General features: G+C 31.3%; 1 protein-coding gene. It reads right to left on the bottom strand.

Translation table 11 applies throughout. The features are described 5' to 3' along the window. Nucleotides 1-88: 88 nt before the first annotated feature. Nucleotides 89-769, bottom strand: coding sequence for a superantigen-like protein SSL1 (locus IDG60_RS17700; RefSeq protein ID WP_000669014.1), 681 nt, complete (start codon nt 767-769; stop codon nt 89-91). Nucleotides 770-780: the final 11 nt, after the last annotated feature.

The raw sequence follows: 780 nt of genomic DNA, 5'->3' as shown, positions 1-780 counted from the left end.
AAAGAAGCTAAGCAACAGTACGTCGCTTAACTTCCATATATTTCCATAACAAGCACTATTCAACATAGCGCTTTGTTGTTAGAAAGTATTATTTCATTTCTACTAGAATTTTTTGTATTTGTCTGCCGTCGATAGAATCACCCATACGTTCTTTTTCAAGTTTTTGACTTAAATCGATAGTATGTGATTTGCCATCTTTCATTGTAATTGTAATTTGACCTTGTTTAAGACCATTTGAATACAAGCCGTGTTGTTTGATTGCACGTTCTCTTAATCTATAATCAAGTTCTTTCAATGAGATGTCTTCTTTATAAATTTGGTATAAACTACTTTGTGGTTCTTCTTTACCTTTCTTGATTTCAAGGATTGGTGTGTGTATATAGTCAATAAAAGGTTGACTGTTTGTTTTTGTTACGCCACCAATTGAGTAATTTGTTGCTTGTCTACTGTCACCTTCTCTAAGGATAAACACATCTATATTCGAGTTGTCTCCATCTTTAAATTTGTCTTTATCAGATCCAACTAAAGAAATTTGAGAATATTGATTGTCTACTATAACATCTATATAATCTTTACCTTTTTCAGTATATTTATATCCAGTAACATTTTTACGCTCTAAAACCGGTTTATTATAATAGTGTTTCAACTCTGATTCACTTTGTTGTTTAACTTCTGTTTTCGCTTGTACTGATTGTACATTCGATGTAATTACACCTGTTGCTAACATTCCCAATGCTAAACTTGCTTTTGCTATCGCTTTAAATTTCATAATTTTTAGCC

The organism is Staphylococcus sp. EG-SA-2 (assembly GCF_017152085.1).
Note: the sequence above shows the minus strand (reverse complement) of the source record. Positions and strands in the feature narration are given on the sequence as shown.